Below are 13568 nucleotides of genomic sequence, written 5' to 3'. Positions count from 1 at the left end.
CTGTAAGAATGTAGGGAAACTTGCATTTAGAGGCAATACAAATACTCGTATTGTCCAATGAAGAAACTGAATTGCTGGGAACTCGTAAAGCTAACGAAACGACAACGTAGGGATAATAAACCCAAGCGTGAACGTAGTGAAAACAGAAAAAATTCGTTAGATAGCATAAGGTTAAATCCTAAGTGCCCATACAATCGAAAATCAGCAGCCAAGCCTAGAAATAGGAAGGTTCAACGACTATTCCTCTTGAGGGAAGTACACACAAGCGTGTGGAAGTGGTTTCGCCTGAACAAGTAAAGTTGAAGGATAAGATATAGTCTGTGCTTGCATGAAAGTGCAAGAAGTTCATCAGAGAACTGCATGGGGATTAGCGAACCTGTGTGAACAAACTCTACATGATAAAGTCAAAATAAGGGTTAATATTTATGCTTACATTTAGGATTCTCACACCGATTTTAGTATACTTAGGGTATACAGTAAGGAGGTGTACAGATATGAAAAAAGCCCATAAAATCAGAATCTATCCGAATTCAAGACAGGAAATCCAATTTCAAAAAACTTTTGGTTGTGTCCGATTCTACTGGAATTTTTTACTCGACCAGCGAATTACCAACTACAAGCAGAAAAAAGAAAATCCTGAATATATTGAAAACAAACTGACCTATGCTGGACTGAAAAAGCAAGAAGAATTTGCTTGGTTGAAAGAAATTGAAGCACAACCTCTAAGTCAAGTAAATATGGATTTGAATAAAGCGTACAAAAATACGTTCAACTCTAAATTTGGATTTCCTAAATTCAAGAGTAAAAAATATTCTAAGAAGTCCTATCGAACTGCCGTAGGCATGAAAGTCAACGGTCGTTACTTCTATGTGTCTAAAGTAGGTTGGGTCAAGATGGCAGAAGCATTACGTTTCAAAGGTAAATTAATGAACGTCACGATCAGTCAATCAAAATCAGGGAAATACTTTGCGACATTCTTAGTGGAAACAGAGAATAGTTTGAAAGAACCTGTAGCAAATAGCATTGGATTAGATTTAGGCTTAACTCATTTCTGTATCACATCCGCAGGAGAAAAAATCGACAGTAAACGATTTTATCGTTCTCTTGAACAACGGTTGATACGTGAACAACGAAAACTTTCTAAACGTTTAGAAGTTGCGAAACAGCACAATCGAAAATTAGATGAGTGTCGTAACTACCAAAAACAAAAAGTAAAAGTGGCACGTATCCATGAGAAAATCGCGAACCAACGTATTGATTTTTTACATAAACTTTCTTCACGACTAACTGATGAGAACCAAATCATTTGTGTTGAAGAGTTGAATGTAAAAGGGTTGGTTAAAAATCATAAATTAGCGAAGTCAATTTCAGATGTATCCTGGAGTGAATTCGTTCGACAATTAGACTATAAATGCCAGTGGAAAGGTCGTACTTTAGTTAAAGTTGACCGCTTTTTCCCAAGTTCACAACTTTGTTCTTCTTGCGGTCATAATGATGGCAAAAAAGAGCTAAATATTCGTGAATGGGTATGTTCACATTGTGGAACACTTCATGACAGAGATATTAATGCAAGCATAAATATTAAAACCGAAGGACTTTCGGGGATAGCTTAGTCAATTTGCGCCCGTTAGGGTGTATTACCTAAGAACCCCATGACTTTAGTCGTGTGGAGTGCCAGGAAATTGATTTACCGATGGAATATCTAGTGAGCATCACAAAATTATTAGGCCTTTCATCTATTGAATTCAAAGACTTGTTTGTGAACTCTACAGATGAATTGATCCAATTACTATCGTTAACCATAGATGTTTCTTTTCGAACAACGGAACTAGAAAAGGAAACATTTACTACGATCTGTAGTGAATTGGAAAAATTTCGTGCATCCAAAGAAGATACGCAACTGTATCAATTGATTCTTATTTTTTGTGATCTAGTCAAATCGATTCAAGACAAACGAGAAGACAGTCAAGTTAATTACCATATCAACAGAATCGAATCATACTTAGCAAAAAGTGAGTATCTAACACTTTATGATATGGTGTTGTACCTTGGATTAATGAAAGTTAAAGAATATTACCGCCTTCCGATCACTTATGTTGAAGAAAACATGGATTCATTTTGTCGTACGTTACTTGCGAAAATAAAACCAAATCGTTTAGTGGAAGGACGTTCATTTATACTTGGAAGTATCATTGATCTTAGTATGCTTTTAGCTAGTCGCTTTGATTCAAAAACGGCTTTTCAATTTTTGGTACAAGCAAAAGAAAAAATTGTTCACTCTTGGAAAGTCACAAGCCGTGATCTTGAACTATTAGAATGTGCACTAGTACTGCATGATCAACAAGATCAAAACCATACACAACGGATTCAAGAAGCAGTAGCGAACATACGCAATCGACGTATTTTTGAGGAATATTCTGATGAGGAAGAAATCATGATGGCGTTCTTAATGGGGAGTATATAAATGAAAAGATGGATAACAAAGGTTATTCAAGAAGATTCAAGAGATTCTGTATCAAAAGCACGAGAAGATGTAATTACACTAGGCCACACAATGGGGTATGAAACAACTTACATTTACCGTTATCAAGATGCGAATGAAGATCATTATGCACTTCATTCGCGAATTGATGGCATTACTGCTGGTATTTTACCAGGCGATTTACTTGTATATCAGTATCCGAGTTATAATGGGATTCAGTTTGACCGATTATTTTTGACTCGAATGGCACATCGAGGGATTATCGTGTCTTTATTTGTTCATGATATTGAATATCTAAGAGGGGCTGTGGACCAAAAAGATGAAGTAGCAGTATTTCAATTGGTTCATTCTATGATCATCCATGGACAAGCAATGAAAGAGGCGCTTCGTTCTTCAGGCGTGACGATCCCTTTGATTCAAAAAGAATTTTTTGACTATCTTCATACGGGGATTACGGTTGGTTCAGTAAAGCAATCTGAAATCAAGCAACTTGTCATTGCAGGAAATTTAAACAAATCATCTTTTTTAAATGAATGGCCCTATCCACTTCCAATTATGGCTTTTGGTGATACAGATCAAAGGATACATTCGTCGTCCGTTCAGCACATGGGAAGTTTTTCTCCAAACGAACTGATACAAAAAATCCCACACAATTCACTAGGTCTAGCTTGGGATACAGATCTTGATCATGGTGGTGCCTATCAACAGTACACCAAATATAATTCACCACATAAGATTTCGCTGTATCTATCACTAGGAATTCCAGTGGTCGTTTGGGATCAGTCGGGGATTGCCCCCATAATCAAACAAAAAAATGTCGGGATTACGATCGCCACATTAGATGAGCTTCCTAAAATTTGGGAAACATTGTCTAGTGATCAAATGATCCAGATGAAACAAAATGCAATTACATTAAGTAGACAATTGACACATGGCATGTTTACCAGGAAGAGTCTCCTAGCTGCTGAAATGATTGCACTTGACTATTCAACGAGAGGAGACCTATAGATGTTGACTGATTCGACTAAAGAATTATTGACGATCGAACTTTCGCGTGTACGTGAATTCGTAGAGATTCGTGATCAACAATATCAGGCATTATCTGATTTTTTTCAAATATTACAAAAAAAAGCTATATTATCTTATGATGAGGTCACAACCTTACAAGATTTGACGCAAGCTTTTACGAAAACCTATGATACAATTGAGCAACAGATTGCTTATATTGAAGGTATATTAAAAGAGCAAGCCATCATGCGTCCTACATTGACGCAAGTGCAGGCGATCCGTGCAACACTAGATATACAAGAACAACAATTAAAACAATTGGCATTAGAGATTAACGATCGTCTTCATTAAAAAGAAGTAATTCAGGAGGAAATAAGGTTGAGACATATTATCGGATTAGATATAGATGAATATCGCGTAGGGATCGTAGCAAATGGGTACCACAAAACACTAAGTGCGAGTTATTCTTCCGTGAAAAAAAATAACTGGAAAGCTGTTTTATTCCGCGATAAATTAGGCGGAGACCATGGAAAAAGAATTCAACTGCAAGACGGACTACAAGCAATCGATTGGGGAATCAATCATTTGTATAGTCGACGTCCAAAAGCATATGAAACATTTGGGAATGTCTTGAAAAATTTAAAAGGACCTGAAACACATTCCTTTATTCAAACAATTTTATCGTACCTTGTAGCAGATAAAAAAGAGTTGTTCGATATCAAGGGAAACCAATACGCATGTTCATTGTGTATCGGAGTTTCGACTAAAAGTACGGATGATCTAGCAGCGATTGAACAAGCGTTTACGGGTCAATTTCAAACAACAGTAGATGGTGAAAGGTATACAATTGTAGTAGAAGATGTCACGATGATTCCAAGAACATTATGTGCAATTTTGGAAGATAACCATACTAAAGTGGATGTTGAGATGGAAGAGATGAACTTCTTGGATGGATTATCTTATGTTCTAGATTTAAGTGATCATTATTTATGTTGTGATGTGTACGAAGATGGTGAAGTCATCAAAAGTGACTATATTTCTACAGGACTCATTGCACTAGCTGATCGTGTCGTCCAAGAATACCGTACGAGCTGTTTACGAAAAGGCGATCGACCATTTCAAATCAATAGCGAAATTGTCTACAATTTGATTACGACAGCAGCTAGAAAAAGTGAATTTGTCTTAAAGGTGAACGGCCAAAATACGATCGATCTAACTCCATTTGTACGTGCAGAATTTGTTGAAGAAACGAAAAAAGTATTGTCTTATTTGAAAAAAGATAATGATGTACAATATGCAGATAGTATCTTGATTCGTGATATCCAAGCAGAAGTCATCAATCAACGACAAGTTGACATGGCGCTAGAGACAGTCGGTCTTTTTTGTAAGAAAATGGACAACGCTTGTTCAAAAGGTGAATATTTATTTGGCGAGATCATGTGGAATGGTCAAAGTGATTTAGAGTTTGAGGTACAAGACGAATCAATGAACACAACAGATTGGGAAACGACGAAAGAAGATGATTCCCTTGCTACAGATTACTTTTTTGAAGAAGAAAGTGACTCACAGTCCACGATAACATCAGAAGAGTATCACGAGTCGCAGCAAAATTCACTTATTGCTTCAGAAAGTACATCGACATCTACTGAAGAAAGTATGGTCGACTTGGATTCTGTTTTAAAAGAACAATTAGCATTATTGAATGAATTGTCTTTAACTAGCGAAGAATAGTGATGAAAATGGAGTAGTACATGAAACGATTGTTGCTTATTTTAAGCGCGTTGATTTTATTTGGTCTGGGGATTTATGGATTGCAGTCTGCTGTGGATTATCGGCAAAAAGCGACTACGACAACAACTACTAGTCAGTTACCAGCAGCCAAATTAGCGATGCAAACGAAAATAGTATCAAAAGAGTATCAACAAACGAAAAAAAATCTAACTTTTGACGACTCTGGGATTTATCAAGGAGAATTTCCTTTTGAGAAACTAAAGGCAAATCAAACGTATCTTTTTACGATTACTTTAGTTACAGACACTGGCCAACAACTAGTAAACAAAGAAGGCACTATTTTGAGTGTAACGGAAGAACTCAAGCTTGATCGTTCAGAAGGGAAAATTGTATTTGAATTATTTGGGAATCAAGCGTTAAACGAGCAGATCCGAGAATTGGATGGTTTCCAAGCTAAAGGCATTCTAAAAGAGCAAAAGACGAAAGAGAATTAAAAAGACAGTTTTGTATTTTTTGATTCGTTGAAATGAGTGATAGAGATGAAAAACAGAAAGTTTAGACGATATGAAAAAATTGCCCATAAAATCGTATCATTAGCTGACACTTATCAACAAATGAGCGATGAGGAATTGCAGTCGCAAACCATTACTTTTCGTGAACAACTCGAACAGGGGGCAAAATTAGAAACATTATTAATTCCAGCCTACGCTGTGGTTGTAGAAACAAACCGACGTTTACTTGGAATGCGTCCTTATTTTGTACAAATTTTAGGAGCAGTCGCTTTATTTTTTGGAAATGTTGCTGAAATGAAAACTGGTGAGGGGAAAACGCTGACCGCAACGATGCCCCTTTATCTTCATGGGTTAAAAGGTAAGGGGAATTTTTTGATCACGTCAAATCCTTATTTGGCTAGACGGGATGCACAAGAGATGGGGAAAGTGTATCGCTTTTTAGGATTATCTGTCGAAGTCGGAGTTCCAGAATTTGAAGATGAAGAAATCGATAAAGAAGTTGTCTATAAAGCAGATATTGTCTATACAACCAATAGTGCGTTGGGATTTGATTATCTATTCGATAATTTAGCTGTAACGGTCGAAAAACAATATATTGATCAATTGAATTTTGTATTGATCGATGAAATCGATGCGATTTTGCTAGATATGGCTCAAACACCACTGGTTATTTCTGGAGCACCCAAAGTACAATCGAATTATTATTTGTTGGCCAATTGGTTTGTTAAAGGAATACAAGAAGAAGTAGATTATCAACTAAGCGACAATCAAAAATCAGTTTGGTTTACTGAACATGGGATTCAAAAAGCAGAAGAGTATTTTGGGATCACAAAAATCTTAAGTGAAGAGTGGCGTGATCTATACCGTCATTTAGTGATTGCATTACGTGCAAATTATATTTTACATATCAATCGTGATTACGTAGTCGATGACGATGAAATCATGTTGTTAGATGAGACAAATGGTCGTAAATTAGTGGGAACGAAATTACAAGCGGGGTTACATCAAGCCCTAGAAGCAAAAGAAAATGTGACGTTAACCAAAGAAAGTCGATCAATGGGGTCGATTACGTATCAAAATCTATTTCGAAAATTTGCGATCATATCTGGAATGACTGGAACTGCGATGACGGATGCTGACGAATTTCGTGAAACATATAATCTTGATGTCATCAAAGTACCTACGAACAAACCAATCAATCGAGTAGATCATCCGGATTTGATTTTCTTAACGAATCGTGCAAAAATCATGGCTTCCCTTGAAGCAGTAAAAGGAGCCTTGTTGGTTGATCGTCCAGTATTGATTGAAGCTGGATCTGTTTCGATGTCCGCCTTGTATTCGTTGATTTTGCTTCAAAATGGGATTCCACATAACTTATTAAACGCTACTACAGCATCTAGAGAATCTTGGATTATTTCTGAAGCTGGAAAACATGGCGCTGTAACAGTCGCGACCTCGATGGCAGGACGTGGGACGGATATTAAATTAGATAGTCGTTCTAAAAAACAAGGTGGATTGTTCGTGGTTGGGACAGAGCGTATGACGAGTGATCGAATTGATAATCAACTTCGTGGTCGCTCCGGTCGCCAAGGAGATCCTGGGGATAGTATCTTTTATGTCTCATTAGAAGATCGTATCGTAGTAGAAAGTGCACCGAAATGGGCAAATCGTAAACGTCAAGAGATGTTAGACGAGCTTCATGAAGGGAAAATTGTGGAGACTGTTTCGTTGAATGAACGCAAATACCATAAAGTAATCGATAAATCACAAGCGATTCGAAAAAACCAAGAAATCGCAGCGCGTAAAAATACGCTGGAATTTGATGAAATCATTACAATTCAACGCGATACGATTTACAAAACACGCAATCGAATCATGACATCATTACTGGAAGAACTGGACGAATTGATACGATTTGCATTTAACCAAGCTGTGGAACATTACTGTGCAGATGCGGATAATTTAACTTCGGAAAAATTGATCGATTTTATTTTTAATACGATCGACTATGATTTTGATCCAGCTAAAGTAATCGCGTTAGGTGAGTTGAATAAAAAAAATGTTAAATTATTTTTAGTTACGATCATCAAAGAACGGTTGGCTCAAGCAATGAAGCCTTTGGATAATTTGTACCAACAAATTTATTTCAAACGTCTGATTTTGTTGAAAGCACTGGACCAACAATGGATCGAACAATCAGATAATCTACAACAATTAAAAGTTGTGGTCAATGGTCGTAACTGGGGACAGCATCGCCCGATTTATGAATTTCAAGTGGAGGCCAAGCGTTCCTTCGAGCAAATGAAAAAAGAGATCGCCATTCATATTTTAAAAAATATGCTATTATCTGAACTTGTCCCGGATGAGGATGGGTCAATCGATGTAGAGTTTCCTTAAACGAAAAGAATCTGATGTCTAGAAATAAAAGACGTAGATTCTTTTTTTTGTTAAAAAGGAGTAAACTAATTGCTGATCATTTTCATTTAGTGGATATAATTGAAAATAGGATATTCAATTTTCTAGTAAAATAGTAGGTTAAAGTGATTATCTATCTCATAATGGTTGACTTATAATCAATTTAATATAATAATAATTATTGTAAATAAAACAATTTACAAGTTTAAATTTTTTAGGAGGAATGATCCATGTCATTAATTGGAAAAGAAGTCGAAGCATTTCAAGCACAAGCCTTTAGAAATGGTGATTTTGTAGAAGTAAGTTCAGAAGATTTGAAAGGCCAATGGAGTCTATTTTGTTTTTATCCAGCAGATTTCACCTTTGTATGTCCGACAGAATTAGAAGACTTACAAGATCAATATGCGACATTAAAAGAATTAGGAGTAGAAGTATACTCTGTTTCTACAGATACTCATTTTACGCATAAAGCGTGGCATGATCATTCAGAAGCGATTGGCAAAATTACATATACGATGATCGGCGATCCAAATCACCGCATTTCTCGTATTTTTGATGTATTAGATGAAGAAGAAGGTGCCGCTCAACGTGGAACGTTCTTGATTGATCCGGATGGAGTTGTACAAACAGTTGAAATCAATGCAGACGGTATCGGACGTGATGCAAGTCATTATATCGATAAAGTAAAAGCAGCGAAATATGTGCGTACCCATCCGGGTGAAGTATGTCCTGCAAAATGGAAAGAAGGAACAGAAACATTGAAACCTAGCTTAGATCTAGTAGGTAAAATTTAAGGAGGGTCACTATGAGTTTAGATTTAGATATCAAAGAACAACTCGTTCAGTATCTAGCCCTTTTAGAAAATGATGTTGTCTTTACGGCAAGTTTAGATGACCAAAAAGAGTCGACTGAAGTCCGCGAATTTATCGAAGAAATCGTGGCGATGTCCGAGCGCTTGACTTTTGTTGAAGTAAAATTAGCCTATACGCCAAGCTTTCGTTTAGATCAACCAGGAAAAGAATCTGGTGTCGTCTTTGCCGGAGTTCCTTTAGGTCATGAGTTCACGTCGTTTGTATTGGCATTATTACAAGTGAGCGGTCGTGCACCAAAAGTCGATGAAGACGTGATTCGTAAGATCAAACAAATCGATCAACCATTGCATTTTGAAACATTTGTAAGTTTGACTTGTCATAACTGTCCGGATGTCGTTCAAGCCTTGAATATCATTAGTGTGTTAAACGAACAGGTTTCTCATACGATGATTGAAGGCGGCATGTTTAAAGATGTCGTGGATGCAAAAGGCATCATGGCGGTACCAAATGTCTTTTTAAATGGCGAAGAATTTGATAGTGGTCGTATGTCGATTGAACAAATTTTAGATAAATTGGCAATCGGTGAATCCGACCATGAAGAATTATCTGCTAAGGAACCTTTTGACGTTTTAGTCGTTGGTGCAGGTCCTGCTGGTGTGAGTGCTGCAATTTATGCTGCTCGTAAAGGGATTCGTACAGGAATCGTAGCCGAACGTTTCGGTGGTCAAGTATTAGAAACTGTAGGTATCGAAAACTTGATCGGTACACCGTATACTGAAGGGGAAAAACTCGCGATCTCATTAGAAGAGCATGCGAAAACGTACCCAATCGATATTATCAAAACAAGACGTGTTGTAAATATCAAAGAAGAAGACACACTTAAAGTAGTTGAGCTAGACAATGGCGCAACGTTAAAAGCTAAAGTCGTGATTTTAGCAACAGGTGCACGTTGGCGGAATGTGAACGTTCCTGGTGAAGCAGAATTTAAAAATAAAGGTGTAGCGTATTGTCCACATTGTGATGGTCCGTTATTTGCTGGTAAAGATGTTGCTGTTATTGGTGGCGGAAATTCTGGGATCGAAGCAGCGATTGATCTAGCTGGAATGTCTAGCCATGTTACGGTTCTAGAATTCTTACCAGAACTGAAAGCTGATTCAGTCTTACAAGAACGTGTGGCGAGTTTACCAAATGTTACTGTAATCAAAAATGCGCAGACCAAAGAAATTTTAGGAGATACTAAAGTTCATGCCTTGACGTATATTGATCGTGAGACAAATGAAGTACATCAAGTTGACTTAGCCGGTGTCTTTGTGCAAATCGGGTTAGTTCCGAATACGGAATTCTTAGATGAACGATTTGAAAAAACACGTATGGGTGAATTAGTTGTCGATAAATTTGGCCAAACAAGCGTCCCTGGGATTTTTGCGGCCGGTGATTGTACGGATAGTGCCTACAAACAAATCATTATTTCAATGGGATCTGGTGCGACAGCTGCATTAGGTGCTTTTGACTACATGATTCGCCAATAAAAAAGAGCTTTAAGTGCTTAGCACTTAAAGCTCTTTTGTTTTTAAGGTGACAAGGCGCATCCCTTGATTGGCATTATCTGTATAACAAGTTTGCAAAAAAGCGGGATAAGAAAAATCGCAAAAGTCACTGGCGTATTGATTAGGATAGATCGTCTGGATCTGATGAACTTGATAGAGTGTTTCGTTGATAGATACAAGATCTCCAATATTCAATGCTAAGACGTGTTCAGCGATTCCTGTTGTATTGGTGTGATCAATGAGAATATAATCGTGCTGAACTAATTGTGGTAATTTCCAATGATAAGCATAAGGAGTATAAGTGGGGACTTGGCCACCTTCTTCAGTATAACTATCGATTGGTGCACGAAGATCTTTGATGATGAGTTCATTTTTTATACTTGTCGAGGCCATCGTTTTCTCAGGTGGAAAACGAGTTTCTTCTGTTTGATCGACTCGACTAAATGAATGTTTTGTAGCTGAATCATCTGATGAAATAGTTGTTTGTTCAGGTATTGTAGTAAATCGATCAGTCAGTTGATTAGAAAATTCTTGCTTGCTTTGTTGGTAGTCTTGTTGCAGCTGTTCGATAACAGTTTGTTGTTTAGTCAGTTGTTGTTCTTGTAATCGAAATTGAAAATAAATATCACGAGCTGTATGTACATAGGGTTTAATCATAAAAAAACATATAGTAATTGTCACTAAAAAACCAAGAGTTATTCCAATTATTACTGTAATCATCTTTTTTGAAGTAAACATGAGATCACCTCGTATATTTTATAACGCTATTATACTATATTAGTATGATTCGACACCCTGATCACTCAAATTTTAATCGAAAAGTAAACGTTATCTTAAAAAAACTTCATTTAAAGAAGAAGCTTTTATAGATTGAACATGTTATCCTAACTCTATAGTAGATTGGAGGAATAAAATGGAAGAAAAAACTGTTGGGATTCTAAGTGGATTAGTATCCTATTTATTTTGGGGTGTGCTGGGATTATTTTGGGCATTACTTTCGTTCGTTCCTGCATTAGATATTTTAGCGTATCGTTTTGTTTTTTCATTAGTATTTATGGCAATTATTTTGACGATTCAAAAAAATTGGCGTGCATTTTTTAAGTCGGTCGCTTCTTTATGGAAATCCAAAAAAATTATTTGGGTGATCTTAGCTTCTTTTTTGATTGCGGTCAATTGGGGAACCTATATTTATATGGTAGGACATGGTCAAGCAACTGAAGCAAGTTTGGGCTATTATATTATGCCTTTATTTAATGTCGTGATTGCGCTGGTCTTTTTTAAGGAACCATTGACAAAGACAAGTTTTCTGGCGATTTTATTGGCTGCAATCGGGGTGGTTTGGTTTACGATTCAAACCGGGTCTTTACCATTAAACACGTTGATTCTCGCTACTGCTTTTTGTTTATATGGTGTGATCAAAAAGAAAATTGAACTTCCAGCAAGCTTCTCACTGATGCTTGAAACGATTGTTTGTGTACCGTTTGGGATTGTTTATTTACTCTTTTTTACGCAAGTCTCATTTTTTAGTTATTCTCCTTTAACGATAGGTTTGCTTGTGTTGAGTGGTGTAGTGACTGCGGTACCATTACTGCTTTTTACAGTAGCGGCGAAAACTGTCGATTTTGTGACGTTGAGTTTTATTCAATATGTCAATCCAACGATGCAATTACTTGTAGCCGTTTTCTTTTTACATGAAGCGTTTGATCCACATAAATGGATCGTGTTTGCTTTTATTTGGTTAGGGATTGCAATCTTTACCGTGGGTACGATACATGAATATCGTCAAGTTATGTTTCAAAAAGTAAAATAATCAAAAGTTTGTCTAATTGATTAGGCAAACTTTTTTCGTTTGGAGTACACTAGATAAAAAGGGGGAGTAAAGATGACGCACTCATTTATACTTGCACCAGATTCATTTAAAGAAAGTATGACGGCAAAAGAGGCAGTAACCGCAATGTCAAAGGGTATTCGCCATGTTTTTCCTGATGCCATTATCCATCAAATTCCTCTAGCAGATGGTGGAGAAGGAACGCTAGATGTCATTAGCGAACATGCTGATTATGAAAAAGTGACACGACAAGTGATGGGACCATTCTGTGATGAAGTGGTTTCTGCCATATTTCTTTATAATCAAAAAAACAAAACGGCTATTTTAGAATTGGCGCAAACTAGTGGATTAGAACTTGTGGCTAAAGCGAAACACACACCATTAACTACGACCACGTTTGGTACAGGACAGTGTGTGTTAGAAGCTGTAAAACTAGGTGCGAAAAAAATTATTTTAGCAGTTGGAGGCAGTGCAACACATGATCTAGGATTTGGAATTTTACAAGCGTGTGGTGTTCGATTTTTTACAAAGCAACACGTTCAACTACCAAATGGCCAACTTGACTTATCCAAAATTGCTACATGGAATAGTGATACAATCGATTCAAGTATCCGGGATCTTGAAGTTATCGTAGCGAGTGATGTGGAAAATCCATTATATGGTATCCAAGGAGCAGCGCAGGTGTTTGCTAAACAAAAAGGAGCTACAGCAAATGAGATCTTACAATTAGAAAAAGAGACGATCCGTTTAGCCCAAACTTTTAATCAAAAAAATAAGCATGATTTACAAACAGCAGGTATGGGCGCAGCTGGAGGTATTCTATTTGGGTTAAGCTTAGTAAATGAACGTTGCCGAAGAATATCGGGTATCGATTGGGTATTAGATGAAGTCAACTTAGAGCGTTATGTAACAAAAGAAACGATTGTCTTTACGGGAGAAGGCAAGATTGATTGCCAAACAGAGCAAGGAAAAGTGATTGCAGGAGTAATCCAGCGTCTTGCAACCTATCAGGTTCCGATTGTAGCTTTTGGTGGAAGTGTAGAAAAAGACCTTGATCTACAAGGAATAACGGCTTGTTTTAGTATCACGCCCACACCGATTTCTCTTAAAGAAGCGTTGCGAGATGGAGCAGATAATTTAACCTATACAGTGGAACAAGTTTGCCGGATTTTAGCATGAACAAATAAAAAATAAGTAATATAAAAAAACTGAAAAGGCTTGCATGTGAAAAAA

12 protein-coding genes are annotated in these 13568 nt (G+C 36.9%); 11 read left to right on the top strand and 1 reads right to left on the bottom strand.

Translation table 11 applies throughout. The features are described from left to right. Positions 1-494: 494 nt before the first annotated feature. The 9 genes from I573_RS10425 to ahpF all read left to right on the top strand — a co-directional run bounded on the left by I573_RS10425 (position 495) and on the right by ahpF (position 10489). Complete coding sequence (locus I573_RS10425) at positions 495-1613, top strand: RNA-guided endonuclease TnpB family protein (protein WP_016252708.1); 1119 nt, start codon at positions 495-497, stop codon at positions 1611-1613. Between the two features lie 92 nt (positions 1614-1705). After that, the gene (locus I573_RS10420) at positions 1706-2464 is read left to right on the top strand and encodes a hypothetical protein (RefSeq protein WP_245555083.1); all 759 of its coding nucleotides are present in this window, start codon (positions 1706-1708) and stop codon (positions 2462-2464) included. Beyond that, the gene (locus I573_RS10415; RefSeq protein WP_016186425.1) at positions 2465-3490 is read left to right on the top strand and encodes a glycosyltransferase; all 1026 of its coding nucleotides are present in this window, start codon (positions 2465-2467) and stop codon (positions 3488-3490) included. Further along, positions 3491-3841, top strand: coding sequence for a hypothetical protein (locus I573_RS10410; protein ID WP_016186426.1), 351 nt, complete (start codon positions 3491-3493; stop codon positions 3839-3841). A 27-nt stretch (positions 3842-3868) separates the two neighbouring features. Further along, positions 3869-5221, top strand: a complete 1353-nt coding sequence (locus I573_RS10405; protein WP_016186427.1) for a hypothetical protein — start codon at positions 3869-3871, stop codon at positions 5219-5221. 20 nt (positions 5222-5241) lie between these two features. Continuing rightward, positions 5242-5715 (top strand): hypothetical protein, encoded by a 474-nt coding sequence (locus I573_RS10400; RefSeq protein ID WP_016186428.1) that lies wholly within the window; start codon positions 5242-5244, stop codon positions 5713-5715. Positions 5716-5760: 45 nt separating this feature from the next. After that, entirely contained in the window at positions 5761-8130 is a 2370-nt protein-coding gene (secA2, locus tag I573_RS10395) for an accessory Sec system translocase SecA2 (protein ID WP_016186429.1), read from the top strand. A gap of 248 nt (positions 8131-8378) precedes the next feature. Beyond that, complete coding sequence (gene ahpC, locus I573_RS10390) at positions 8379-8942, top strand: alkyl hydroperoxide reductase subunit C (RefSeq protein ID WP_016186430.1); 564 nt, start codon at positions 8379-8381, stop codon at positions 8940-8942. A gap of 11 nt (positions 8943-8953) precedes the next feature. Next, on the top strand, positions 8954-10489 hold the full coding sequence (gene ahpF, locus I573_RS10385) for an alkyl hydroperoxide reductase subunit F (protein WP_016186431.1): 1536 nt from the start codon (positions 8954-8956) through the stop codon (positions 10487-10489). A gap of 24 nt (positions 10490-10513) precedes the next feature. Here the strand turns inward: ahpF and I573_RS10380 are convergent, their stop codons facing one another. Further along, the gene (locus tag I573_RS10380; RefSeq protein WP_016186432.1) at positions 10514-11245 is read right to left on the bottom strand and encodes a hypothetical protein; all 732 of its coding nucleotides are present in this window, start codon (positions 11243-11245) and stop codon (positions 10514-10516) included. Between the two features lie 175 nt (positions 11246-11420). Here I573_RS10380 and rarD point away from each other — a divergent pair, with 175 nt between their 5' ends. Beyond that, positions 11421-12317, top strand: coding sequence for an EamA family transporter RarD (gene rarD / locus I573_RS10375; protein ID WP_016186433.1), 897 nt, complete (start codon positions 11421-11423; stop codon positions 12315-12317). Positions 12318-12389: 72 nt separating this feature from the next. Then, entirely contained in the window at positions 12390-13514 is a 1125-nt protein-coding gene (locus I573_RS10370; protein ID WP_016186434.1) for a glycerate kinase, read from the top strand. Positions 13515-13568: the final 54 nt, after the last annotated feature.

Source organism: Enterococcus sulfureus ATCC 49903 (assembly GCF_000407605.1).
Lineage (GTDB): Bacteria > Bacillota > Bacilli > Lactobacillales > Enterococcaceae > Enterococcus_G > Enterococcus_G sulfureus.
Note: the sequence above shows the minus strand (reverse complement) of the source record. Positions and strands in the feature narration are given on the sequence as shown.

What these genes read in the sequence shown, in the direction of transcription:
- I573_RS10370 (WP_016186434.1), top strand. Translation starts at nt 12,390, where the DNA reads ATGACGCACTCATTTATACTTGCACCAGATTCATTTAAAGAAAGTATG.
- rarD (WP_016186433.1), top strand. Translation starts at nt 11,421, where the DNA reads ATGGAAGAAAAAACTGTTGGGATTCTAAGTGGATTAGTATCCTATTTA.
- I573_RS10425 (WP_016252708.1), top strand. Translation starts at nt 495, where the DNA reads ATGAAAAAAGCCCATAAAATCAGAATCTATCCGAATTCAAGACAGGAA.
- I573_RS10415 (WP_016186425.1), top strand. Translation starts at nt 2,465, where the DNA reads ATGAAAAGATGGATAACAAAGGTTATTCAAGAAGATTCAAGAGATTCT.
- secA2 (WP_016186429.1), top strand. Translation starts at nt 5,761, where the DNA reads ATGAAAAACAGAAAGTTTAGACGATATGAAAAAATTGCCCATAAAATC.
- ahpF (WP_016186431.1), top strand. Translation starts at nt 8,954, where the DNA reads ATGAGTTTAGATTTAGATATCAAAGAACAACTCGTTCAGTATCTAGCC.
- I573_RS10410 (WP_016186426.1), top strand. Translation starts at nt 3,491, where the DNA reads ATGTTGACTGATTCGACTAAAGAATTATTGACGATCGAACTTTCGCGT.
- I573_RS10380 (WP_016186432.1), bottom strand. Translation starts at nt 11,245, where the DNA reads ATGTTTACTTCAAAAAAGATGATTACAGTAATAATTGGAATAACTCTT.
- I573_RS10400 (WP_016186428.1), top strand. Translation starts at nt 5,242, where the DNA reads ATGAAACGATTGTTGCTTATTTTAAGCGCGTTGATTTTATTTGGTCTG.
- ahpC (WP_016186430.1), top strand. Translation starts at nt 8,379, where the DNA reads ATGTCATTAATTGGAAAAGAAGTCGAAGCATTTCAAGCACAAGCCTTT.